We start from the raw sequence: 21,830 nt of genomic DNA, 5'->3' as shown, positions 1-21,830 counted from the left end.
CGCTAGGATGGCGGGCGTATACGTCACGGGAGGTAACAGAGATGGCTGCGCAAAAAGGATCGGAGCCGAGCCGATTGGAGCGACGCAAGGCGCGTACGCGCGCAGCGCTCGTCAACGCCGCCCAGACACTGCTGGCCGAGGGCAGGCTCAATGTGCCGATTCTCGAGATCACCCAGGCCGCCGATGTCGGCATGGGCTCGTTCTACAACCATTTCGACAGCCGAGATGCGCTCTTTCACGCCGCCATCGAGGAAGCGCTCGACGTCCACGGCGCCGTGTTGGACCTACTGTGCGAGGACTTGGACGACCCAGCCCAGGTCTTTGCCCAGAGCTTCCGCCTTACGGGCCGGTTGCATCGGTTGAAGCCGACGATCAGCAAGGTTCTACTCAGCGACGGACTCAACCTCGTCGGCTCCGACAAAGGCCTGGCACCGCGCGCTCGCCGCGACATCCAGGCAGGGGCAAGCGCGGGCAGATTTCGGATTCAGGACCCGGAGTTGGCGCTGACGATCGTCGCGGGCGCAACCTTGTGCCTCGGACAGCTACTCCACGACCGCCCAGAACGTGATGACGCCGAGGCAACTGACCAAGTCGCCGAAGGCTTGCTTCGCATGCTCGGTCTCTCTCACGAGGAAGCTTCGGAGATCTGCCGGCGCCAGCTCCCCTCCCTTGACGTGACGCAGGATGCTACTGCGGTGTTAGCAGCGATAGACACTGCAGGATCCGTCACAATCGCTACTCCGCGCTCATGACGATCAGACTTCGAAACTGAGGGTCGGCAGCGGGCTGGTGGCGATCTCGCGTGCCTCGTCTCGCGGAATCCCCAAGGCACACAAGATGAGTTCGACCGCTGCCGTGCCCGCTTCCCTCCAGCCCTGGTGCCCTTCGACGACCATCCACATGGCGCTGACCACCGTACCCATGATCATCGATGCGATTCCGAGTTCCGATCCGGCGGTGATCGTGTAGCGACCGGCAGCCACCCCGGCTGCCACATCCTGCATCGGCGGGCCGCTGACCATTTCACGCAACGACTCGTCGGTAAGCCCGTACCTGACCATGAACCGTCCGATGGCAGGGTTCTCGTGCGCGAGGCGCAGCAACATGCGTGTTCCCACCGACAACCGCACGGGCGGATCGAGGTCCCCGTGCGCATCCATGGCACGCACGTTTGCGCTGTGGACATCGAAGGCGAGCTGAGCCCTGACCTGCTCGAAGAGCTGTTCCATCGACTCCACATTGCGGTAGAGCGTGCCGCGTGCAACACCAGCCTCCGCGGCGAGCTCACTGATCGTGACGTCCAAGCTGCCACGCTCGGCGAACAGTCTCATCGCAGCACTGGCGATCCGTCGCTGTGTCGCACTCATCCAGCCTCCTAACGCGTCCTTCGAAACAGTACGGATCTGTTCGAAGCGCGTCAAGATCGCAACAGTAGGCCTCCTTATGCTCAAAATTAGACACCCGTGTTCCGCGCTGAGCCGACAGAGTCACGTCATCACCGATCGAGGTTGGTCCGTCCGAACGTTGAGCGCTGGGACGGACCAACCACACGGATCGAGATCAGACCTGTCGCTCGGCGGTCAGGTCCAGGGCGATGTCGACGATCATGTCTTCCTGACCGCCGACCAGACCGCGGCGACCTGCCTCGGTCAGCAGAGTACGTACATCGACGCCGTAGTTTTCCGCAGCCTTCTCCGCATGGCGCAGGAAGCTCGAGTACACCCCGGCGTAGCCGAGGGTCAGCGTTTCCCGGTCCACCTGCACGGGACGTTCCATCAGCGGCCGGATCAGATCGTCAGCAGCGTCGGTGAGGCGATCGAGATCGGCGCCGTGTTCCCACCCGTTCAGATCGGAAACAGCGACGAAGGCTTCCAAGGGGGTGTTGCCGGCTCCGGCACCCAGACCCGCGAGTGACGCGTCGACACGACACGCACCCGCTTCTACCGCGACGACACTGTTCGCCACGGCCAGCGAGAGATTCTGGTGGGCGTGGATGCCGACCTCGGTGCCTTCGTCGAGGACCTCACGATAGGCGCGAACGCGGTGCCGAACTCCGTCCATGGTGAGGCGGCCACCGGAGTCTGTGACATAAATACAGTGCGCACCATAGGATTCCATCAGCTGTGCCTGCTCTGCGAGTCTCTCGGGCGTGTTCATATGGCTCATCATCAGGAACCCGGACACGTCCATACCGAGGTCGCGGGCACAGGCGATGTGCTGGGCCGCGATATCAGCCTCGGTGCAGTGAGTCGCGATCCGCACGGACCGAACACCGAGATCATAGGCGCGACGCAGGTCATCGATGGTCCCGATGCCTGGCAGTAGCAGGGTGGTCAGCCTGGCGTGGGTCAGGGAGCCCGCGGCAGCTTCCAGCCACTCCCAATCGGTATTGCTGCCCGGCCCGTAGGTCAAGCTCCCGCCGTGGAGCCCGTCGCCGTGCGCGACTTCGATCGCGTCGACGCCGGCAGCGTCCAGCGCAGCAGCGACGGCGGCCACGGTGGTCGGCGATATCCGATGTCGCAGTGCGTGCATACCGTCACGCAACGTCACATCCTGCAGGAAGACTCGTGTCATCGTGCGTTCTCCGGAATCGGTGTCGCGGTCGCGGCCAGGCGTTCTGCCACCCGCAGCGCCGCCGAGGTCATGATGTCGAGGTTCCCGGCGTACGCCGGAAGATAGTGAGCGGCGCCCTCGACCTCGAGGAACACCGAAACCTGGTGTGTTGCTATGGCACTGGTGCCGGTGAGGGTGCGCATGGCGGCGTCGGCGGACACGGGCGAGATCTGGATTTCCTGCTTGAGGCGATAGCCCGGAACGTATGCCGCTACCTCGGCGATCATCGCGGTGATCGATGCGCGCACTTTCGCGTGCGTTTCCGGACTGGGGTCGCTGATCAGCGCGAGCACGGTGTCTCGCATGATCAGCGGCGGCTCCGCCGGGTTCAGGACGATGATCGCCCGACCGACGGCCGCGCCGCCGACCACTTCGATCGCGTGCGAGGTTGTCTCGGTGAATTCGTCGATGTTGGCACGGGTACCGGGGCCGGCGGATTTCGAGGCGATCGAGGCGACGATCTCCGCATAGGGCACTGCCGTGACGCGGGAAATCGCAGAGACGATCGGAATGGTTGCCTGTCCGCCGCAGGTCACCATGTTCACGTTCGCAGCGTCCAGGTGCTCGTCCAGATTGACAGCCGGGACGACGAAAGGCCCGATAGCTGCCGGAGTCAGGTCGATCAGGCGCTTGCCGTAGGGCGCCAGAACCGCGGAGTTCGCGCGGTGAGCACCGGCAGAGGTCGCGTCGAAAACGATATCGATCTCATCGAAGTGCGGCATCTCGATCAGCCCTTCGACGCCGCCTGCGGTGGTCGGCACGCCCAGTCGCTTGGCACGGGCAAGCCCATCCGACTCGGCGTCGATCCCGACCATCGCCGCCATTTCCAGCGTTTCGGACAGGCGGAGGACCTTGAACATCAGGTCGGTACCGATGTTTCCGGAGCCGACAACGGCCACCTTTGTACGGCTCACGATTCCTCCCACAGGAAGTCGACGGCACCGAGTGTTTCTGTGCCGATGAAGATTTCGTTGCGCACCGGCACTCCCGGATGCAGTGGAACCATCGGGCCGAGTGCACCGGAGAGTACGATCTCGCCGGCGCGCAGCGGCGCGCCGAGGTCGCGCGCGGTGCGAGCCAGCCAGGCCAGTGCGTTGAGTGGATCGCCGAGGCAGGCGGCGCCGGTTCCGGTGGAGACGATTTCGCCGCCGACCGTCATGTTCATCGCGATGTCGCGCGGTTCGAATTCTTCCAATGAGAGTCGCTGCGCCCCCAGTACGAACCAACCGCTGGACGCGTTGTCGGCGACGGTGTCAGCGAAACTGATATCCCAATCGGCGATCCGGCTGTCGACGATCTCCAGTGCAGCGGCGGCGTAGGCCACGGCACCGCGCACGCTGACCGGGTCGAGTTGAGCGGTGTCCAGATCGGCACCCAACACGAATGCGAGCTCGGCCTCCACTTTCGGTTGCAGCAACCGCGGTCGCAGTCCGGTCACAGTCTCGTTGACGTCCATGTCGCCGAAGAGGACTCCGAAGTCTGGTTGATCGACTCCTAGCTGACGCTGAACTGCCGGGGAGGTCAGTCCGATCTTGCGTCCTACAACCCGGGCACCCGAGTCCAGTCGGCGGCGGACGCCGATTCGCTGGACGGCGTACGCGAGATGGACGTCCTCGGGGCCGATGAGGTCACGTATCGGCGGGACGGGAATGCCGGTTGTCGTTGCGGCCAACAGCCGCTCCGAGGCAGCTTGCACCGGTGTGGACACGGCCGAGTTCGCGTTCATCTCGCCTCCTCGAGGTTTCGCGGCGAGCCGTTCACCGCGGTCGGTATCGGACTGGGTGGGAACTCACCAGAATCCGCGCGAGGTAGCGCCTGGCCGTCGAGTTTCCGGAACAGTTCGGCGATCAGAGCCCTTTCCCGTCCTGCTGCAGCGATCCCGAAAACGTACCGGTCAGGTCGAAGCAACAGCAGACCTCCTTGGCCGACCCTCGCTTTGGCGAACCATCGGGCGAGTGTGCCTGTGTAGTCCTCGATGTCGGCATAGTCGTCGCCGGCAGCGCGCCCGTCCCCTGGATTTCCTTGTGGCCGTCCACCGACTGGGTAGACGGTGACGAACTGAGCGCCGATTTCCCGGAGCCTGGCCACATCGTCGGCCTGCAGCGTCTGGCGAGGGTCGACCCCGTATCCGAGAACCGAGAAGCCCAGTCCGAGTGCGTCATCGAAACGGGACCGGCGACCGTCGTAGGTCCGGACGTCGGGCTGCGGCGCGAGGGTGCCCTCGACGTCGCGCAGTCCTCGCCGCGCCAGACCGAGATAAGCTCCACGGCGAAATCGCGGCGAGGGCTTCATCTTCGCGCCGCGGATCCACCCGCTCAAGCCCGGTACACGCAGCGCGGTAACGAGGGCGAGGTCACGTGCCGCCGCCACCAGCTTGTTGTCCACGGATACCAGGGTCTTGTTCAGCACCGACAGATCGATCATGGCCTTCGCGTGGGGGCGCCGCTCGGATTCGTAGGTGTCCAGGATTCGTGGGCTTGCACCATGTTTCAGGATCGCGGTGAGCTTCCAGGACAGGTTGTCCGCGTCCCGCACGCCCGAATTCATGCCCTGCCCGATGAACTGCGGCGTCATGTGGGCGGCATCGCCGGCGATGAGGACGCGTCCGACCCTCCAGCGGTCCGCGACCACGGCATTGAAGGTATAGACGAGTTTGCGCAATACCTCGACCTCGTCGGGGTCGACGAAGCGAGCGATATGGCGACGAACGGTGTCGTCGTCCTCCATGTCCTCCTTGGTCTGTGAATCGCTGAGCATGAACTCGAAGCGATGATGACCTCCGGGCTGCGGACACGAGACGATCGGCATCTCCGGATCACAGACGAAATTGAAGTACGGCAGGTGCCGAAAGGCGTCGATCCCGTCCTTCGCTTCCAGATCGACCACCAGCCAGCGCTGCGGGAAGCTGGTGCCGGTCATATCGATCCCGAGTTCGGTGCGAACGACGCTGCGTCCGCCGTCGCAACCGATCAGGTATTGCGCACGTACCCGCACAGCGGTGCGCGGATCGGGGTCCGATGAGCGCCGACCGTAGTCGGTTCCACGGCATTCGGCATGCTCGACGTTCACGCCGTGGGCATCCTGCTCGAAGCCCGTCACTTCGCGACCGCGCAGCACGGTGACGTGTGGATAGCCGTCGAGGGCACGTTCCAGACTCGTCTCCAGGTAGGGCTGGTAGAGGAAGTTGGCCACCGGCCAGCCCAGCGGCCGGTCGGTCTGGTGGAACTGCGCGAGCACGCGACCGTCGCCGCGCACCCATTGCACGGTGCAGTCGACGTTCATGTCCGCCGCCAATTCATCTGCCACCCCGGCGGTTTGGAAGATCCGCAGGCCTTCGTCATCGGTGTAGACCGCGCGGGCGAGGCCGTAGTACTCCGGCTCGCGTTCGAGCACCAGCACGCTCACCCCGCGCCGGCCGAGCAGGTTGGCCAGGGTAAGGCCCGTCGGGCCGAGACCGACGACCACAACGTCGTAGTCGGTGGTGTTCATCGCGGAAGCCCTCCCGTGAGCTGGGGAACGATCGTCTCGGATGTGCGCGCGTTGTGCAGCGCCTGCTGGAACTGAGCAAACTTGGTCAGCACGGTTTCGCCAACGGTGGTGTGACCCCAGATGCTGATTCCCTTGTGCGTCGACGGTTCCCAGGTGGATTCGAGTTCGGGGCCGATCACGACCGGATTCCAGCCGACCTCGAGTTCGAAGCCGGACGGCGTGACGCAGTAGTAGGACAGTTCACGGTCGTTGGTGTGCTGTCCGACCGACCACTGCATCCGGAATCCCAGTTCGGTGACCCGCCCGAAGGAGGCGAGCATGTCGTCCAGCGTTGCCGACTGGACATTGATGTGCTGGACACGGGTTCGCAGCGGATCGATCTTCACTCCGCGTATGTTGGCGATGGCGATCGAGTGGTGCCGCTCGTTGACCCGCAGAAATCGGATCTTCATCTTCAGCCCGGAGATGTTCTCGTCGATGTAGTCGGTCAGCCGGGAGTCGAACACTGTCTCGTAGTAGCCGCGCATGGCCTCCGGCTCTCGCGACACGATCGCCACGTGCCCCAGCCCTGCCTCGCCCGTGACCCACCCCGAACTCTGCATGACCAGCGGCTCCGGCGTCGTGACCGGGACGGTGAAGATCTCCTGAGCGATACCTTTGGGTCCGGCGAAGCGCCACAGCCGCTCGACACCGCGCAGGGCCGCCTGATCCGGATTACCTTCGACGATGGGTACGCCGCGGTCGGCGATGCGGGCGACGATGCGGTCGAAAGTGTCATCGTCGTCGATCTGCCAGCCCAGCGCGGTGACGTCCTCGGCAGGGCCGCGCTGGATGAGGAACCGACAGGCGTGGTCGTCCAGCCGAAATCGAAGGGAATCCGGGCTGTGCCGGTCCACGTGCATGCCGATGGCATCCGAACCGAAGCGTTGCCAGTCGGTCAGCCGCTCTGACTGCACGACGACGTAGCCCAGGTGCACCGCGCCGAACACCGACGCATCGGAACCGGGAATCAGCGCCTTCGTCATGACGTCGCATCCAAGAACTCGGCCGCCAGAGAATTGAAGAGGGCTGCGTGTTCCCATTGCACCCAGTGCCCGGTATTGGCAGCCAGGTACAGGTCGCAATTCGGCATGATCTGCGCCAGAGTGCGGCCGCCCTCCGGGCGGTTGACCTTGTCCTCGGCACCCCAAATCACCAAAGTGGGGTGTTCGACCTTGCCGAGGCGGGAGTCGCGGGTGAAGTCCATCCGCCACAGCGTCCGTAGCGCGAAGATTCCAGACGGCCGACGCAGCGGCGGATTGGCGACCACCTCCGGGTCGATGCTGCCTCGGTAGCGTTCTTCGATGACCTCGTCGGGCACCGCGTCTCCGTCGAACACCAGGGACTCGCGGATGAAGCTGATGAGCTTGTCCCGGCTGGGGCCACTGCCTTGGTAGTAGCCCAGCAGTTGCTGCAGCCCGGACGTCGGCAGGGCCCGGGTCGTTCCGATGCCGCCCGGCCCCATCAGGATCATCCGGTTCACCTTCTCGGGCCGGTCCATCGCCAGCCGCAGCGCGGCCGCGCCACCGTAGGAGTTGCCGATCAGGTGAGCGGAAGCGATCCCGAGTTCATCGAGCAGGCCCCCGATCACCCGCCCGAGGTCTCCGAAGGGATCGGACTGGTCGACCCGTTTGGACGACCGGCCGTAGCCGGGCAGGTCGGGAACGATCACGCGGAAGTGCCCCGACAGCGCCTCGATGTTGCGCGAGTAGTTCGACAAACCCGTCGCGCCTGGTCCGCCGCCGTGCAGCAGGACTACGGCCGGACCCTCGCCCGTCTCACTGATGAAGATTTCACGATCGCCGACCTTGACCGTCCGACCGGTCCCGACGCCCTTGTCGATGGTTGTCACAGCTACCTCCACTAGTTGTTGATAAAATCATCAACAATCCGATCGAGGTTGTCAAGGTGTATCTGATGAACTCATCAATATCCACATATGACGTGCGGGTCTAGATTGACCATCTTCATCATTCATGATGAAATCATCACACGCGCGAAGGTTGCCTTCGCCGCTCACGCGCCGTTGATGTCGCATCGAATTCACTGGCGAGCGCTCACGCGCACGAAGGGGGAAGCTGTGAGGCGTCCGAAGAGGCGGGACCACCTCCGGATCGACGATTCGTTCTGGGTGTGGCTCGATACGCCCGGTACACCTATGCATGTCGCCGCCCTGGCAATCTTCGAATCGGAGTCCGAGGCTGCGAACGTAGTCGTCGAGCGCGTTCTGACGAGCTTCAGACAGCGCACCGACCTCGACCCGCGCTTTCGGTTGGTGATCCGGATGCGGCGATTCCCGCTGCGGGCTCGACGCGAGCAGGCGACCGATGTCGATCTCGACTACCACCTGCGGCACCACCGGCTGTCGGGATCCGAGGGTGAGCACGCTCTCGAACAGCTGGTTTCACGATTGCAATCGATTCGCCTCGACCCCACCCGCCCGATGTGGGAGGTACACCTCATCGATGGCCTGCCCGGCAACAGATTCGCGGTGTACCTCAAGGCCCACCACTCGTTGGTCAACGGCGTCGACGCGCTCCGGCTCCTGAGTCGCTCTCTCGCGAGTGACCCCGATTCGTCCCCTCCCACCCCGGTGTGGACGATTGGCCGGCCTCTCCCGCGGCTGACACCCGCTGACGCAGATACAGCGGATTCTCCTCGGAGCAGTCGCGCGAAGACGATTCACGCCGCGTCGAAGGCCGCTGCCAAGCTATGGTTCGCCGGCCTGAGGAGCACACCTCTTGTCAGCCCGTTTGCTGCCACGAGCTCGCGGTTCAACATCGCAATCGGGCCACAACGACACGTCTGCACGGCATCCGCCGATCTGAGCATCATCAAGGCCATCGCGAAGGCCAGCGGAACGAGTCTCAACGACGTCGTCCTTGCGGCCTGCGCGACCGCCCTCCGCCGGTATTTGCTCGACATCGGCGCGCTGCCCGTCAAGCCGCTGATCGCAGGATGTCCCGTCTCAATCGAGGCCCCTGCAGGAGCTTCCGACAGCTCGATCGGCATCTTGTTCGCCGATCTCGCCACCGACGACTCCGACCCGTCCGCCCGTCTGGCCAGGATCTCCCGCTCCACTCAGACAGCGAAGGAGCACCAGGCCGAGTTGCCCCACCCAGCGCTGATTCCGTACGCGATCCTGGCGATGGCCCCACACACCCTGCGGCAGCTCGTGCCGGGCGCCGCCCACCTTCCACCGATGTTCAATCTGATCATCTCGAACGTTCCGGGACCACCTCAGCCGCTCTACCTGGCCGGCGCACAGATGACCGAACTCTATCCGGTGTCGCTGCTGTTCAAAGGCGAGGCTCTGAACATCACCGCGGTGTCCTATGCAGGCCGACTACAACTGGGTATCACCGCGTACGCTGTTGCCCTCCCCCACCTTCGTTGCCTCGCCCAGTACTTCGAGGCTTCAGTCGAGGAGATGCGCCGACACTACCTTGCCCCGTTGCCCGACCTCACGATGCCCGCATGACCTCGAACCTCCAGGAACCACTTTCATGACGACACAACCTGCCCTGTCGAGCCGCTTGCCGCGTCGCGCCGCGGACGCTCCGACCGTCTCATTCAGCAATCGAGATGCTGTCTACGAGTTCTATGCCCGACACCGTCAGAACAGGCTGCGGGCCAAACTGCTGTGTGCCGCCACGGCCTTCCGACACCGGCCACAGATCCGGTATGCCGACGGAGCACGCTCTCAGCTCGAGCAGTTGATTCGCGACGGCAAGCCTCTGATCGTCGCAATCAATCATCTGAGCATCGAAGATCCACATGTACTGGCGGCCTGCTCGTGGCGCAGCATCCTCCGCCCGATGATCGGCCGCACCCGAGTACTCGCCAAGGATGACCTGTTCTTGGCCCCCGCCCAACGCTCCCGGCTGGACACGATGGGGGGCATCCCGGTGTTCCGCGGTAAGGACCATGGCTTGCGCGCAGCCCACAGCGCCGGCCAGCAGCTGATTGATGTTTGCGTCGATCGGCTTCAACTCGGCGACAACCTCGCGCTCTTTCCCGAAGGCACCTGCAACGAAACCGACCCCACCCGAGTCCAAGCTATCGGGACAGGGATCGGACACATTGCCCATCGGGCCGAAAGAGCAGGTGTCACACCAGCATTGCTCTTCCTCGGCCTCACCTACGGCCCCGATCACGCCACCACAGAGTCGGCGACTTTCTACTTCGACACCCCGGTCACCGAGCTGCCGGACCGCCCTGCCTCGATTACCCGATCAATCGCCGCAGGGATGCAAAAGGCGCTCGATGGCGCGATCGCGCACCATTCCGACGGACACTGAAGCCGACGGCTGAACGCCGGTCCGCAGGCGGCCGCAACCCCAAAACTCCACGGCTGGTGTCTCCTTCGTCCATGGCAACGACCTGTGGGTCGCGGACACGGTCCGCGACGTTCGCGCGGCGTAGATGGACTCGATGAGGTCGGCGTAATTTCGGGCAACCACGGCTCGCTTGATCTTCAGACTGGGGGTGAGTTCGCCTGATTCGACAGAGAGCTCGCGCGGCAGGATGCGGAACTGCTTGATGGTTTCCCAGCGGTTCAGATTCGCATTGACCACGTCTACGGCGCGCTGCACGGAATCGCGAACGGTGGCCTCGGTGCTGCCATGTGCGGATTCCGGGTCGATTGTCACCAATGCCGAAGCGAAGTTCCGTCCGTCGGCGACAACGATCACATGCGAGACGATCGGGCAAGCCGCCTTGATCGCGGACTCGATTGCAGTTGGCGCGATATACTTTCCGCCGCTCGTCTTGACCAGGTCCTTCTTACGGTCGGTAATCGTCAAGAACCCCTGTGGACCCAGGCTCCCGATGTCCCCTGTGGCGAACCAGCCGTCCGCGTCGATCACCTCGGCCGTCTGGGCGGGCAGCCCATGATAGCCGCGCATGACGCCTGGGCCACGGAGGAGGATCTCTCCGTCGTCAGCGATCTTCACCTCCGTGCCGGGGAATGCTTCACCGACCGTGCCGATCCGAATGTCCTTCGGGCGGTTGACGAAAGATGCCCCGGTGGTCTCGGTCAGTCCATAACCTTCCAGAATCGGCAGTCCCGCGGCCGCAAACCATTCAGCGATCTGCGGGGAGAGGGCCGCGCTACCGGACACGAGGTACTCGATGTTGCCGCCGAGGCGCGCGCGGATTCGCGCGAAGACGAGCCGGTCGGCCACGGCAAGTTGCGCGGCTCGCCAACGGGAGGGCATCCGACCTGACGCTCGAAGTCGGACCGCTTCGATGCCGATCCCGAACGCCCAGCCGAACAGCGCCTTACGAAGGGTCCCACCTGACTCCGCTGTGGTCACGACCCGGCTGTAGATCTTCTCGAAAATGCGCGGTGCGGCAGCCATGAACGTTGGCTGAATGATCGCGACATTGTCGATGATTCGATCGATTCGGCCGTCGATCACGGTAACGAACCCGATCTCGTATTGAGCCGCCAACAGCAGTTTGCCGAACACGTGCGACAGCGGCAACCACAGAAACTGCACATGGTCTGGGCGGACGACTCCTTCGGACGCGACGGCGGATCCGAGGTAGAGCCAGTTGCCGTGAGTGAGTTCGACGCCCTTGGGCCGTCCCGTGGTACCCGAGGTGTAGACGATGGTTGCCAGGTGACTGCTCGTCAGCTCGGCGAGCGCATCGTCGACCGCGGTCGGGTTGGTGCTCAGATGCGACCGCCCGATCTCGACGAGATGCGCGAGCGACAACACGCCACGCCGGCCTTGATCGCCGTCGAACATGACCACGTACCGCACGGCGCCGACGAACTCGTCACCGAGCTCGAGCTTTGCCAGTTGGTCTTCGTTTTCGGCGAAAACCACGGAAGCGCCGCAGTCTCTGAGGATGTAAGCGACATCGTCTGCGTTGGTGCTCGGATATACGGTCGTGGTGGCGCCGCCCGCAAGTGCGATGGCGAGGTCAGCAAGGATCCACTCCATGCGAGTGGAACTCGCGATCGCTACGCGCTGTTCGGCGGTGATCCCGAGCGCCAGCAACCCTGCCGCCAGTTCACGGGCACGAACAGCTGTTTCCACCCAGTTCAGAGACTGCCACTGCCCCTCGGACGTCGGCACACGGAATGCCTCGCTCGTCGGTGATTGGGCGCATTGCGCCAAGAAGCGGGCACCGACAGAGGCGTAGGTGACGGATGTTGCGGTCAATGTGTCATCTTCCGTTGCAGTCGAATTGATTCGGCGGCCTGGTCGGCAGGACCTGGCTGACTTTCCGGTTGCTTTCAGACAGGACAGTGGGCGCAGCTCGTCCTAGTGAGCGTCACCGAACGCACGCTCGTGGTAGTCACTGCGCGCGGTCTGATCCATTTCCTCGGCAATGCGCCCGATTCCGGTGGCCAGCAGGACACGTTCCCGGATCACCCGCCCGACCAGATGCCCGAGTCGAACGCCGATCGCCTGACCAGCCGGCGACCACACCTCGAATCGGTTGTGCTGCACAGCATCGACCACGGCACGGGCGCAATCGTCGGGTGTGCCGACCGGGATCAGTCGCGACGGACGGCGGGTTCCAGTCGTCATCGCGGTCGAAATGTAGCCGGGGTGCAGGACCGAGAACTGCACGCCGCTCGTGCGGTACTCCAAGCGCAGGGATTCGGTCAGGCCGACGACGCCGTGCTTGGTGGCGCTGTAGACAGCACTTCCGGGCTGGGGCACCCGCCCCGCCGCGGATGCGACATTGACGAGATGACCGCTACGACGAGGCAACATTCGTTGTAGCGCGAGACGCGAGCCGATGATCGGACCCATGAGGTTGACCGCCACCTGGCGGCGGCTGACATCGTTGGGTTCGGCGTGGAACGGCCCCATCCAATCGACGCCGGCGTTGTTGACCAACACGGCCAACGGTCCGTTCGTATTCTCTGCCTCGTCCAGGAACGACTCGAAGGAGCTTTCATCACTCACGTCGAGCCCGAAACCGATCGCACCGTTGCCGAGTTCGGCGGCTAGGGCGCGGGCAGATTCAGCGTCGATGTCACCAATCGCGACACGCGCGCCAGCACGAGCGAAGTGCTCGCTCACGGCGCGGCCGATGCCGTTGGCACCGCCGGTCACCGCCACCGAGGCGCCCTCGAGGGAGGCGGTATTGGCACGCGACCGGCGCCGCAGAAGTGTCGTCATTGCTTTCCTCGGGTTGGTTGCTAGTCGGTCCGCTGGCCGAACTCCAGAACAGTGGTGTCGCACTGGCGAACCCGTGACCACAGAGTCCGCAGCAGAGACCACAGAGTGGCCCGTGAGTCGCCTCACCGGATCCGCAGTGGGATGCACGCCACATATTGAACACGAGCGTTCAAAGAAGATCAACCCCGTACACTTCAGCACTTCGCCGGATCGATCTTCACAGTTGTGCGCAAGAGCAACTTCAACCGCCACCCTTCAGTGCATCACCGCCGATAGACGCACTCCCGCAAGGTTTCCACCAACCGATCACCTCGTCAGACATGATGCCGTATTCCAACTCGGAGCAATCTGACGCAATCCTCACTACTGCTGAATCTTCACAAAACCGATCGACATCTCACCTGAACGCACCTACACTCAGGTTTCACGCGGTGTAACTTGGATCACCTTCTCGCTCAGATGTGCCGCGTACCACTGTCAAGAGCGACGAAGTGGAGGATGTCTTGACACGCATAAGACTCATTCGGACGCGCCTCGTAATCAGCTCGGCACTACTCCTCGTAGCCGGACTCATTGTGTTCGCGGGCGTGCCGTACGTGTGCCGACTACAGGACGGGTTTGCTTCATCACAGCGCCTGGTCGGTACCTACCAGGTGCTCGATCCAGCAACCTTCGACCTGGGCGAGCCCACAGAAATCGATGCACACCGCGAGACGACCGTCGATTCGGCCACACAGTCGACGGCCTTGGTCACATCGACAACCGTCGTCAACCTCCCCTCCGGTGCACAGAGCACGAAGTACAGCTATGCGGTCAACCGCTATGACTACGGCCAGATCCGGCCCCCGAAGGGAGGAGATGTGCTGAATCAACGCGGAGGAATGGTAATTTCGCGACCGACAGCGTCCGGAGCCGGCGATTTCAAGGTCTACAACCCTGCAATCGACAGCACCCAGCCGATGACCTACACGGGTTCCAGTCAGATCGGCGGCCGAGCAGTCAACAACTTCACCGGCACCGCGTCCGGCGTGCTGGCCGATCGGCAACTCGCCGCACCCTACGAAGCGGCGATCGGAGTGCTGGCGAACACCGGAGACGGAACAACGATTCCCAAACTCCTGCTGGAGATGATTGTCGCCGATCTACCGCTCCGCTACGCCGGGCGACTGGCGGCGATCCTGCCAGCGCTGCCGAACGAAGTTTCCGTCAAACTGACCGTCGTCGACACGACCTCCCTCGCTCTCGACCAGCAGATCGGCGCTCCGATCACCCTCTCCGGCGACCAGACCACGATCCTGAACGTGTTCGACGACTTCACCCTGACACCGGTCATGCCGCTCTCGCGCATCGCTCTGCACAGCGACGCAGACTCGACCGCCGCCTCGGCCCAGTACATGTCAGACAATGGCCGCAAACTCACAATGTTCGGAACCTATCTACCGATTGGCCTGACGGCCGCGGCGCTCGCCCTCGCCATAAGCGTCGCAGTCAGCGTGGTCAGGTTTCGCCGGAGTAGTACACCCGTCGCCTCTGCGACCGCGGCCTCCGATCCGGATCCAGGCGATCGACACACCACTCGATACACCCGCGCGGGCGCCGCCTTGCCGTAGACAACACGGCGCGGCAGTCGAAGGACCATCAGGGGCTAGAAGAAGGACCACGACCAACGCCACAGCACCAGGGGATCGCGGCAAAACCTCGCGACACCAGCACCCTGTCGATCACACGCAAATCGTCACTGTGACGTGACCGCCTTCGTCGGCGTAGTGGACATCGAATATTGCCCGCCGCGAGCAGATCTCACTGCGACCGACGCGGCACCCCGCACATCAGGAACCCGCACCAGCATTTGATGCTTTCATCAATTATGATCTCAATGACACATGCTGGAGGACTGATGGCAACGGATCACACCGCAAACGGCAAGGTCGACCGACGCCGGGAACGAACACATCGAGCCCTCCTCGGCGCAGCACGAACGCTTCTCGCCGAGGGCCGCACCGCTGCCACCATCCAAGAGATCACCGACACCGCAGATGTGGGATTCGGCTCGTTCTACAACCACTTCCACTCCAAAGAGGAGCTGTTCACCGAGGCAGTGCGCGAAATCCTCCACGAACACAGCGAGATGCGTGATCGCATCGCCGCAATGTATCGCGATCCTGCCGAGATGTTCGCGGTGAGCTTCCGGATAACGGGGCGACTTCAACGACAGCTCCCCCAGGTAATCCGCGTGATCCTGAATTCTGGAATGTCCGTTCTTCACCTCGACGACGGGCTGGCGATGCGGGCTCGCCGCGACATCGTCGCCGCCCAGGAAGCCGGGCGGTTCGAGTCGATGGATCCCGACATGGCAGTCATGATCTCGGGCGGTTCACTACTCGGCCTGCTTCAGTTGCTCGACGCCAAGCCCGACGCCGACGCCGACGCGCGAACCGACGAGATGACCCGCAATGTTCTGCGCATGTTCGGAATGACCAAGCATTCAGCCCTACAGCTCAGCAGCAGCCCCCTTCCCCCACCGCAATCCAGCCCGACATCGTCGACTGCGCTCGATAGATCCGACATTGCGCTCGAATGCGCCGGGCGACACACAGAACATTGAGCCGAACCCGACAGCGCACCTCGCAAGTCCAGCGGCGACTACGAACGCAGCTCGCGACACAGTTGGCACCCAGACCGACACCCCCGCTTCGAGCCCGCCACAGAGAGACGCCCACCACCCCTGACTACATCCTGCAATGCGCATCACAAGACGTCCTTGATCTATATTGAACAATAGTGTTCAATTACGTATCGATGCGGTCGCCGGTCGACGCACAGCAACGAAAGGTACGGCCATGAGTCAGGAACCCGCCCCCGCACGAGGAGGCTCAGATGCGGAGCACGTTCCGGTCCTGATCGCCGGCGGTGGGCCGGTCGGTTTGACGCTCGCGCTGGCCCTGGCCAACCATGGCGTGGAAGCTCTACTGGTGGAGCGGAATCCGTCTACGACGACCCACCCGAAGATGGATATCACCAACGGCCGGAGCATGGAACTGTTCCGCCACCTCGGCGTCGCCGACGATCTGCGCAAAGTCGCGGTTCCCGAAGACCACCCCTTCGATGTCTCCTGGGTTACCAAACTCGATGGATGGGAGTTGGCTCGATTCCGCTACCCAACAGTCGTCGAGCGGAGGGCACTCATCCGCGACCGCAACGACGGCACGGTCACTCTCGAGCCTGCCATGCGGGTCTCCCAGACCATCCTGGAGCCCGCACTCAAGGAAATCCTGGAAGACCGCGCTGACGGCATCGACGTGCGTTTCGGCTGGGCATTGGAGTCGTTCCAGCAGGATGACCACGGAGTCGACGCGGTGATCCGGCATTCGGCCACCGGCGAGCACCGAACCGTGCGCGCCCAGTTCCTTGCAGGGTGCGACGGCGCCGGAAGCGTCGTACGCCGAGGGCTAGACATAGCCCTCGACGACATTCACCTGCACCGGTTGGCGGCACGCGAACTCGGCTTGCGACGACTCGTCTCCTCTGCGATTCGGGCCTACCGCGAGGACCACGAACCGCCGATGGACGGCCGCGTCTACATGGTCCATTTCACCTCGCCCGACCGTGAACTGTTCGAGAGATTCGGGAAGACCTGGCACACTCAGTCGCCAGAAGGTTGGACCCTCATCTCGCAGAACGACCATGACACATGGACTCTGCACAACCCGATCGGCAGAGGTGTCGACCCCGATTCCATCGACCCGAAGCAGTTCCTCTTCGAACGTTTGGGCATAACATTCGACTGCAAGATCATCGTCGCGAATGCCTGGCGCCCCCGACTGTCTCTCGCCGAAAGCTATGGACATGGCCGCGTGTGGCTTGCTGGGGACTCCGCACACCAAGTGGTCCCTGCAGGCGGCTACGGCATGAACACTGGAGTCGGCGACGCGATCGGCTTGGCATGGGCGCTTGCCGCAAATGTCCAGGGCTGGGGCGGAAACCGTCTATTGGACGCCTACGAAGCAGAGCGCCGACCGGTTGCAGTTCGCAATCGAACCGCCTCGGCACGCAATACGCTGGTTCGGATTGCAATCAAGTCCTTGCACAAGCGGAGCATTCATCGCGACGGGTGGTCGGGAGATCGCGACCGCGGCATGATCGGACGGGAAATCCTCGATCTGGGCAACCTCGAGAACGAAGCCGACGGTATCGAATTCGGCTACCGATACAGCGACTCACCCATTGTCTACGGCGAGAACCTGCCATCGGAAGATCGCTTCCATTCCTACATCCCCAGCTCGGTCCCGGGCGCTCGCCCACCGAGCCTGTACCTCGATGACGGGCGCGCGATCTTCGATCTACTAGGCCCGGGATTCACTTTGCTCCGTTTCGCCGATATCGATGCCGGAGAATTCGAAACCGCGGCAGCAAACCGCGGTATGCCCTTTGCCGTCGTGGACATCCGAGACACACACGCGCGCTCGTTGTACGAGCGAGACCTTGTTCTCATTCGACCCGATCAGCACGTCGCATGGCGCGGAAACACCGTTCCCAACCATCCGGAAGACGTGATCGACCGCGTGTGCGGTGGCACGAAGGCACCAACTTCACCCTGAACTTCCGACAACTCGACGGAGGCATCCACAGACACAGACACCCCCTTCAGGCACTTCATCTGCATTTCTTCGAACAACATCCGAGGCACAAAATGACCTACCCGATCCGAACAATCTCGATGATCACACCCCTGATGCTGCGTGGCGACCTCACCAGAGAAGCCGCGACGACCTATTGGGCAGAAGCCCATGCGGAAAAGGTCAAGAAGCTACCGAATATTGTCGAGTACAATCAGCGTCACTTCTCACCGACTGATCACAGTTTCTGGCCATCGGAAAACGGCGTCGGCACGATCGTTCCGCAAGAATGGAAATTCGATGGCCTCGCCGAACTCCGGTTCGGAAAGACGGCCTTGATTCCCAACACCGCTCTGCACGCGCGCGAGGTGTATCTCGACGAGCAGAATGTCTTCGGCCGCGTCGTCGGATACCCTGCGTTTCCGAACGGAAGGCATTGGTGGACAGACGGACACGACGATACGGTCGGGCACCGGGTGACGCTGATGCTGCGTCGACGCGTCGGCGTCCGTAGCAAGCAGTTCCGCGAGTTCGTCAGCGGCGGTGTCGTTCCGGCGTTGCTGTCTGCAGGGGCGCGTGACCTTCGTGCGTACTCATTCCTTCCATGGATCCCGGTATCTCACACCTCACCCGGAGTGGCGCACAACAATCCTCCACATCAGCGGTACCACGGAGCCGTGATCTTCGGGACCGACGATCGGGCAGCTGTCGATGAACTGCTGGGCAGCCCCTCAGTGAAGGCGCTGGTTGCCGAACAACACACTGTGTTCACTGCAGTTCATGCCTACGGCGTGGAACGCACCGTGCCGGCAATTCGGGCCAACACCGAGGCCTGATCAGGGTCGCGGTGCTACGTCCGTCGGGAAGTACCGCCACATGGTCGCGCCGGCCGAGCTTCGAGTCCAGCAGCTGCCGAAGCAACAATTTCGCGCCCTTCCGGACCGCATACCGCAGCCGATCGGGATCGTTTGCCGCCCCGATGCCCTTCCCGGCCCACAAAGGGCCTGGAATATGCGTCTGATGCACCCGAGGCGAGGAGGGTTCGTCCGGCGGATCGAGGTTCCGTGTTCGCGCGGTCGACACATAGATCGCACAATGCAGGCCCACGAAGAGTCCCCACGAAATCGCGACTACGCGACGATCATTCCAACTACAGGAGAAGGCTGCGATGAAGCTCCGTCGAATCCGTGTCGATGACCGCCTCGAACTACAACGGCAAGGCAGCGATGGCCGATGGACATCCCACGCCGACCGCCAGCCCTTAGGCGGCGCAGTTTTCGATGCCACCCATGAACTGACCACCGCAGCAAGGCATCTCACCCTCTCCGAGTACCTGCTGCCGTTCCAGCCTGCAAGCTTTCGGGACTTCTTGCTGTACGAAAAGCACAATATCGACGCAGCGCGCGGCTTGGTACGCAGGTTCCACCCCGGCCAGTACCGCGTGACCGCAGGATTCGAGGCGGTCGCCCATCGTCCGTTTCCTCTGTTCGAACCGAATCGGCTGTTCTACAAACAACCGATGTACTACATGTCCAACCATCTCACGTTCGTTCCCAGCGGCACCCCGATCAGCACACCCAGCTACTCCGAGTCCCTGGACTTCGAGCTGGAGCTCGGGTTCGTGCTCTCCGCTCCCTTACGGGACGCAACCCCAGAGGAAGCGCTCGCCGCCATCGGAGCGTTCGTTGTCCTCAACGACATCAGCGCGCGCGACGTACAGCGGGCGGAAATGTCCAGCGGCTTCGGACCACAAAAGTCGAAGCACTTTCTGAACTCGATGTCGGCCACCGCGGTCACAGCCGATGAGGTACTCCCCCAGGTCGACTCGCTCACCGGTTCGGTGCAGATCAACGGTGTCACCGTGAGCACAGTGAGCAGCGCAGGAATGCAGTGGAGCCTTGGCGAAGTCCTCGCCCACGCCTCACGATCCGAGCAACTCATCCCCGGCGAACTCTTCGGAACCGGAACCTTGCCAGGCGGCAGCGGCATGGAAACCGGTCACTGGCTCGAGACCGGCGACACACTCACACTCGCCCTGGACGGCATCGGACACATCACTCACGACATAGTCGGTAGCTGACCGCCTTCCGATTCCCGCCACCCGCACCGATGGCAGTGCACATCGGGGAATTTGACACCCAGTGAATCCACCCGTACCCAGACCGACCAGCACGCCGCTTCAGCGCTTGGCCGGACGAATGCAACGCGCCCTCCCCCCGGGATGGCATGCGGACGTTATCGACATACACACCCATCGCGAAGCGGAAGAGCGGCCGACGCTCCGCGTCGGGCCGCCGTAGGGCGGGTTCGCTGTCCCCGGGCTCCGGGAGCAGCTGGGCGCTGGGTGGGTGAGCATGGCCACCATGCGCACGCTCGGCTGCCTCGGCTCCCTGAGACGCACATGGCATCCATCGAGGTTCCAGCGCCGTACAGCGTGCGCCACGTCAATCCTTGTCGAGCCCCTCGGCGGACTCGCGACCGGCGATGACGACGCGGTCGAGGAAATCGGCCAATAGTTCGAGTTGGTCGGGGGTGTAGTCGGCGCACAGGTTGTCGACGGCTGTGTTCATTCCCGACAGCAGGTCGTAGACCTCGCCGAGCCGCTCGGGGCGGGAGCGGACGACGACCGCGCGGCGGTCGCCGGTGGCGCGTTCGCGCAGGATCCAGCCTCCGCGTTCAAGGCGGTCCAGGATTCCGGTGAGCGTCGCGGGATGCAGACCGGCCTGCTTCGCCAAGGCACTCGGGCTCAGCGGGCCATGGCTGTTGACCAGATCCAGGCAGTCGAAGTCGATGTCTTTGAGTTCGAGATGGGTGCCGACCTTCCGGTTGAGCAGCGCCAATTGACCGCGCACATCGCGCAGCGAGCCCTTGACGCGGGCGGTCAGGCGTCGTCGGTGACGAGCATCACCCACATTTTGTACGGAACTCATATCATCTCCAACTCAAACCAACTAGTATGACTTTCATATCTTACGACATTCGGTAGGTCTGCATCGGCGACCTACCAGGCAAGAAGGAAGGTCAGCCATGATCGTCGTCATCGGAGCCACCGGAACAGTCGGCCGGGAAGTCGTCACGCAGCTGGTAGGGACGGGTGCGGCCGTCACCGCCGTCACCCGGGACCCAGGACAGGCGCAGATGCCGAGGGGCACTGTCGTAGTGGGGGCCGATCCCTCGGTACCGAGCATTCCCGCCGAGACCTGGGACGGCGTCGAGGCGGTGCTGCTGAGCTCGCGCGCCGTGACCGCCTCTGCACCGGAAATTCTCTCCGCCGCAGCCGATCACGGAGCGCGCAGGGTGGTCGTGATCTCGGCATCGACGGTCGAATACCCCGCGGGAGAGCCGCGGTTCATAGCTGGATTCCGGGCACTGGAGGCCGCGGCAGAGGCGTCGGGGCTTACATGGACATCGTTGCGCTGCGCGGATTTCGACGCCAACACGCTGGCGTGGGCACCGCAACTCCGTGGCGGCGACGCGGTGCGCGGCGCCTACGGAAAAGCCGCCACCTCCCCCGTCCACGAACGCGATATCGCCGCGGTCGCAGTACGCACACTGACCGAACACGGCCACGACGGCCGCCGGTATGTGCTGACCGGCCCACAGTCACTGACCCAGCACGACAAGGTCCACATCCTCGGCGAAGCCATCGGCCGCACCCTGTCATTCCTCGAACTCGCCCCCGAGCAGGTTCGCGCCGCCATGACCGCCCAGGGCCTGCCCGAGGAAGTCCCCGCCCGGCTACTCGGCTCCTTGGCCGACTACGCCCGCACCCCCGGCCCCACCACGGGTACCGTCGAGGACCTGCTCAACAGACCCGCTCTGGACTTCGCCGCCTGGGCCGCCGAACACGCCGACTCCTTCCCTTCTCGTCGATAGATGGCCCAGTGCGTTCTAGTCAAGATTCGCTGTGCGACCGGCGGCCCTA

General features: G+C 63.4%; 19 protein-coding genes. 9 read left to right on the top strand and 10 right to left on the bottom strand.

Annotated elements, in window-relative coordinates; translation table 11 throughout:
• Window positions 1-41: 41 nt before the first annotated feature.
• A complete protein-coding gene (locus ACFVAV_RS18550; protein WP_379036164.1) occupies window positions 42-752 on the top strand; it encodes a TetR/AcrR family transcriptional regulator in 711 nt (236 codons plus the stop codon).
• A gap of 3 nt (window positions 753-755) precedes the next feature.
• Here the strand turns inward: ACFVAV_RS18550 and ACFVAV_RS18545 are convergent, their stop codons facing one another.
• From ACFVAV_RS18545 to ACFVAV_RS18515, 7 genes are all read right to left on the bottom strand, one after another.
• Window positions 756-1,421, bottom strand: coding sequence for a TetR/AcrR family transcriptional regulator (locus tag ACFVAV_RS18545; protein WP_379036163.1), 666 nt, complete (start codon window positions 1,419-1,421; stop codon window positions 756-758).
• Window positions 1,422-1,560: 139 nt separating this feature from the next.
• On the bottom strand, window positions 1,561-2,574 hold the full coding sequence (dmpG, locus tag ACFVAV_RS18540; RefSeq protein ID WP_379036162.1) for a 4-hydroxy-2-oxovalerate aldolase: 1,014 nt from the start codon (window positions 2,572-2,574) through the stop codon (window positions 1,561-1,563).
• Complete coding sequence (locus tag ACFVAV_RS18535; RefSeq protein ID WP_379036161.1) at window positions 2,571-3,512, bottom strand: acetaldehyde dehydrogenase (acetylating); 942 nt, start codon at window positions 3,510-3,512, stop codon at window positions 2,571-2,573. The genes dmpG and ACFVAV_RS18535 overlap by 4 nt, the downstream gene beginning before the upstream one ends.
• An 11-nt stretch (window positions 3,513-3,523) precedes the next feature.
• On the bottom strand, window positions 3,524-4,339 hold the full coding sequence (locus ACFVAV_RS18530) for a 2-keto-4-pentenoate hydratase (protein WP_379036160.1): 816 nt from the start codon (window positions 4,337-4,339) through the stop codon (window positions 3,524-3,526).
• The gene (locus ACFVAV_RS18525) at window positions 4,336-6,102 is read right to left on the bottom strand and encodes a bifunctional 3-(3-hydroxy-phenyl)propionate/3-hydroxycinnamic acid hydroxylase (protein WP_379036159.1); all 1,767 of its coding nucleotides are present in this window, start codon (window positions 6,100-6,102) and stop codon (window positions 4,336-4,338) included. Before ACFVAV_RS18525 ends, ACFVAV_RS18530 begins: the two co-directional genes overlap by 4 nt.
• A complete protein-coding gene (locus ACFVAV_RS18520) occupies window positions 6,099-7,127 on the bottom strand; it encodes a VOC family protein (RefSeq protein WP_379036158.1) in 1,029 nt (342 codons plus the stop codon). Before ACFVAV_RS18520 ends, ACFVAV_RS18525 begins: the two co-directional genes overlap by 4 nt.
• The gene (locus ACFVAV_RS18515; protein WP_379036246.1) at window positions 7,124-7,984 is read right to left on the bottom strand and encodes an alpha/beta fold hydrolase; all 861 of its coding nucleotides are present in this window, start codon (window positions 7,982-7,984) and stop codon (window positions 7,124-7,126) included. The genes ACFVAV_RS18520 and ACFVAV_RS18515 overlap by 4 nt, the downstream gene beginning before the upstream one ends.
• A 114-nt stretch (window positions 7,985-8,098) precedes the next feature.
• Here ACFVAV_RS18515 and ACFVAV_RS18510 point away from each other — a divergent pair, with 114 nt between their 5' ends.
• Entirely contained in the window at window positions 8,099-9,622 is a 1,524-nt protein-coding gene (locus tag ACFVAV_RS18510) for a wax ester/triacylglycerol synthase family O-acyltransferase (RefSeq protein ID WP_379036157.1), read from the top strand.
• 25 nt (window positions 9,623-9,647) lie between these two features.
• Window positions 9,648-10,442: a lysophospholipid acyltransferase family protein gene (locus tag ACFVAV_RS18505; RefSeq protein ID WP_379036156.1), complete on the top strand. Its 795-nt coding sequence runs from the start codon at window positions 9,648-9,650 to the stop codon at window positions 10,440-10,442.
• Here the strand turns inward: ACFVAV_RS18505 and ACFVAV_RS18500 are convergent.
• Both ACFVAV_RS18500 and ACFVAV_RS18495 read right to left on the bottom strand, forming a co-directional pair.
• The gene (locus tag ACFVAV_RS18500; protein WP_379036154.1) at window positions 10,377-12,317 is read right to left on the bottom strand and encodes an AMP-dependent synthetase/ligase; all 1,941 of its coding nucleotides are present in this window, start codon (window positions 12,315-12,317) and stop codon (window positions 10,377-10,379) included. The two genes, ACFVAV_RS18505 and ACFVAV_RS18500, sit on opposite strands and share 66 nt — an antisense overlap.
• Window positions 12,318-12,419: 102 nt before the next feature.
• A complete protein-coding gene (locus tag ACFVAV_RS18495; RefSeq protein WP_379036245.1) occupies window positions 12,420-13,289 on the bottom strand; it encodes an SDR family oxidoreductase in 870 nt (289 codons plus the stop codon).
• A 461-nt stretch (window positions 13,290-13,750) separates the two neighbouring features.
• Here ACFVAV_RS18495 and ACFVAV_RS18490 point away from each other — a divergent pair, with 461 nt between their 5' ends.
• From ACFVAV_RS18490 to ACFVAV_RS18470, 5 genes are all read left to right on the top strand, one after another.
• A complete protein-coding gene (locus ACFVAV_RS18490) occupies window positions 13,751-14,899 on the top strand; it encodes a porin PorA family protein (RefSeq protein ID WP_379036153.1) in 1,149 nt (382 codons plus the stop codon).
• A 287-nt stretch (window positions 14,900-15,186) separates the two neighbouring features.
• Window positions 15,187-15,894, top strand: coding sequence for a TetR/AcrR family transcriptional regulator (locus ACFVAV_RS18485; RefSeq protein WP_379036152.1), 708 nt, complete (start codon window positions 15,187-15,189; stop codon window positions 15,892-15,894).
• A gap of 235 nt (window positions 15,895-16,129) precedes the next feature.
• On the top strand, window positions 16,130-17,887 hold the full coding sequence (locus tag ACFVAV_RS18480) for an FAD-dependent monooxygenase (protein ID WP_379036151.1): 1,758 nt from the start codon (window positions 16,130-16,132) through the stop codon (window positions 17,885-17,887).
• A gap of 92 nt (window positions 17,888-17,979) precedes the next feature.
• Complete coding sequence (locus tag ACFVAV_RS18475; RefSeq protein WP_379036150.1) at window positions 17,980-18,741, top strand: EthD domain-containing protein; 762 nt, start codon at window positions 17,980-17,982, stop codon at window positions 18,739-18,741.
• Window positions 18,742-19,073: 332 nt separating this feature from the next.
• Window positions 19,074-19,985, top strand: coding sequence for a fumarylacetoacetate hydrolase family protein (locus ACFVAV_RS18470; RefSeq protein WP_379036149.1), 912 nt, complete (start codon window positions 19,074-19,076; stop codon window positions 19,983-19,985).
• A gap of 364 nt (window positions 19,986-20,349) precedes the next feature.
• On the opposite strand, the gene ACFVAV_RS18465 is transcribed toward ACFVAV_RS18470, so the two are convergent.
• Window positions 20,350-20,835: a MarR family winged helix-turn-helix transcriptional regulator gene (locus ACFVAV_RS18465; RefSeq protein ID WP_379036148.1), complete on the bottom strand. Its 486-nt coding sequence runs from the start codon at window positions 20,833-20,835 to the stop codon at window positions 20,350-20,352.
• A gap of 97 nt (window positions 20,836-20,932) precedes the next feature.
• Here ACFVAV_RS18465 and ACFVAV_RS18460 point away from each other — a divergent pair, with 97 nt between their 5' ends.
• Window positions 20,933-21,781 carry an NAD(P)H-binding protein gene (locus ACFVAV_RS18460; protein WP_379036147.1) on the top strand — a complete coding sequence of 283 codons (849 nt, stop codon included), beginning with the start codon at window positions 20,933-20,935 and terminating at the stop codon, window positions 21,779-21,781.
• Window positions 21,782-21,830 lie beyond the last annotated feature (49 nt).

The sequence above is a fragment of the Nocardia sp. NPDC057663 genome (assembly GCF_042799895.1).
Lineage (GTDB): Bacteria > Actinomycetota > Actinomycetes > Mycobacteriales > Mycobacteriaceae > Nocardia.
This window is presented reverse-complemented; position numbering and strand designations above follow the sequence as displayed.